Origin of the sequence: Microbispora sp. GKU 823, assembly GCF_002027145.1 — a bacterium.
In the GTDB taxonomy this organism is placed as follows: Bacteria; Actinomycetota; Actinomycetes; order Streptosporangiales; family Streptosporangiaceae; genus Microbispora; species Microbispora siamensis.
In genome coordinates this window covers 1-2,508 of record NZ_MWJN01000226.1, presented here as the reverse complement: position 1 = coordinate 2,508, position 2,508 = coordinate 1, and the positions used below count along the sequence as shown (strand labels likewise).

General features: G+C 71.1%; 2 protein-coding genes and 1 pseudogene. 1 reads left to right on the top strand and 2 read right to left on the bottom strand.

Annotated elements, in window-relative coordinates:
• Positions 1-509 (top strand): DUF4232 domain-containing protein (locus B1L11_RS44345; RefSeq protein WP_143738004.1); only part of this gene is annotated, 509 nt, incomplete at its 5' end.
• 91 nt (positions 510-600) lie between these two features.
• Here the strand turns inward: B1L11_RS44345 and ffh are convergent.
• On the bottom strand, positions 601-2,145 hold the full coding sequence (gene ffh, locus B1L11_RS44340; RefSeq protein ID WP_079321099.1) for a signal recognition particle protein: 1,545 nt from the start codon (positions 2,143-2,145) through the stop codon (positions 601-603).
• Between the two features lie 127 nt (positions 2,146-2,272).
• Positions 2,273-2,508: pseudogene (locus B1L11_RS44335) on the bottom strand (ATP-binding protein); the annotation flags it as partial.

The following is a 2,508-nucleotide window of genomic DNA, read 5'->3' as shown; positions in this document are numbered from 1 at the left end:
CCGCCGCGGACACGGGACGGGCCACCGCCGCGGGCGCGGCGTCCGTCCGGTACGGCGCCGCGGCGCGAACCACGGCCACACGAAGCACGGGCGCCGCCCCCGAGCGGTGCCGTACGACCGGGTTGCGGGCCCGCGTGGGACGACAGGACGCGGGGGCGGGCAACCGCTACGCGCCGCTCGTGCTGACCAACACCTCGGCCAAGACCTGCTGGGTGTACGGCTTCGTCGGGCTCGTCCTCATCGACGGCCACGGCGACGTGCTGCGTACGCGCACCCGGCGCGAGAGCGTCACCCCGCACCGGGTCACGCTGCGCCCCGGGACGAGCGCCCACGCCCGGCTCCACTGGACCGTGGTGCCGAGCGGGCACGAGACCCGGTGCCCCGCCTCGGCCCGGCTGATGATCATTCCGCCGGACGAGGTCGCGCACCTGGAGGTTCCGTTCAGCGCGACGGTGTGCGACGACGGCAGGATCGACGCCACACCGATGACCCCAGGCGCGAGCCTTTGACACACAGCGCGAGCCTCTGAACAACACTGGGCGAGCCTCTGACCTGTCCGCCGCCCGCCGAGAACCGGCGGGCGGGCGGGGGTCCGGGCCGTCAGTTCTGGCCGGGCAGCTTCAGCTTCGACGGGTCGAAGCCGGGCGGCAACTCCAGACCGGGGGGCAACTGGCCGCCGCCGAGGTTGCCGAGCAGGCCCTTGGGCAGCTTCGGGGCGTCCGGCGCCGCGTTCGCGCCGGCCTTGCCGAGGGCGGCCTTGCGCGGGTCGCCGCTGACACGACGGCCCTTCTTGGGCTTCTGCGCCTTCTGCTTGCGCCCGCCGGGCATGCCCGGGATGCCCATGCCCTGGGTCATCCGCTTCATCATCTTCTGCGCCTCGAAGAAGCGGACCACCAGGTTGTTCACCTCGGTGACCGTGACGCCCGACCCCTTGGCGATGCGCGCCCGGCGCGAGCCGTTGATGATCTTCGGGTCCTGGCGCTCGCCGGGCGTCATGGAGCGGATGATCGCCGCGATGCGGTCCAGGTCGCGGTCGTCGACCTGGTTGAGCTGCTCGCGCATCTGCCCCATGCCCGGCATCATGCCGAGCAGGTTCTTGATGGGCCCCATGCGGCGCACCATCATCATCTGCTCGAGGAAGTCCTCCAGCGTGAAGCCGTCCCCGGAGACGAGCTTGCCCGCCATCTTGGCGGCCTCCTGCTCGTCGAACGTCTTCTGCGCCTGCTCGATCAGGGTGAGGATGTCACCCATGTCGAGGATCCGGCCCGCCATGCGGTCGGGGTGGAAGGCGTCGAAGTCCTCGAGCTTCTCACCGGTGCTGGCGAACATGATCGGACGGCCGGTGACGTGCCGCACCGACAGGGCGGCGCCGCCTCGGGCGTCGCCGTCGAGCTTGGTCAGCACCACGCCGTCGAAGCCGACGCCGTCCATGAACGCGCGAGCCGTGCTCACCGCGTCCTGGCCGATCATGGCGTCGAGCACGAACAGGACCTCGTCGGGGGTGACCGCGTCGCGGATGTCGGCGGCCTGCTTCATCAGCTCCTGGTCGATGCCGAGGCGACCGGCGGTGTCGACGATGACCACGTCGTGCTGCTGACGGCGCGCGTGGTCCACCGACTGCCGGGCCACCGCGACCGGGTCGCCCACGCCGTTGCCCGGCTCGGGGGCGTACACCGCCACCCCGGCCCGCTCGGCCATGACGGCGAGCTGCTGCACCGCGTTGGGCCGCTGCAGGTCGCAGGCGACGAGCAGCGGGGCGTGCCCCTGCTCGCGCAGCCACTTGGCGAGCTTGCCGGCCAGGGTCGTCTTACCGGAGCCCTGGAGACCGGCCAGCATGATCACGGTCGGCGGGGTCTTGGCGTAGCGCAGCCGCCGCGTCTCGCCGCCCAGCACCTCGATGAGCTCGTCGTTGACGATCTTCACGACCTGCTGCGCGGGATTGAGCGCCTGGGAGACCTCGGCGCCGCGGGCCCGCTCCTTGACCCGGGCCACGAAGTCCTTCACGACCGGCAGCGCGACGTCCGCCTCGAGCAGCGCGATGCGGATCTCGCGGCAGGTCGCGTCGATGTCGGCGTCGGAAAGCCTGCCTTTGGACCGAAGGGAGGAGAAGACCGAAGTCAGCCGGTCGGAAAGCGTCTCGAACACGTGTTTGGCCAGCCTCGAAGCGAGTGGACGGGTCGGTGAATCATCAGTCTCCCCAGACTATCCGCCCGCACGCCCTTCACGCCCGTGCCGCCGGGGCGAGATCGCCGGTCCGGTCCGTTCCCTGCTCTCAACGGACCGCGCCCACGTGGGACGTCAGCGCGTGTTCGACGAGGGTGATCAGGGTGCTCTTGACCGATTCACGGTCACGGGCGTCGGTGCGGACGATCGGGACCCGGGGCGACAACGTCAGGGCCTCACGCAGTTCGTCCTCCCCATGGGTGTACTCCCCGTCGAAGCCGTTGACGCCGACGACGAAGGGCAGGCGCGCCTCCTCGAAGTAGTCCACCGCGGGGAAACTGTCGG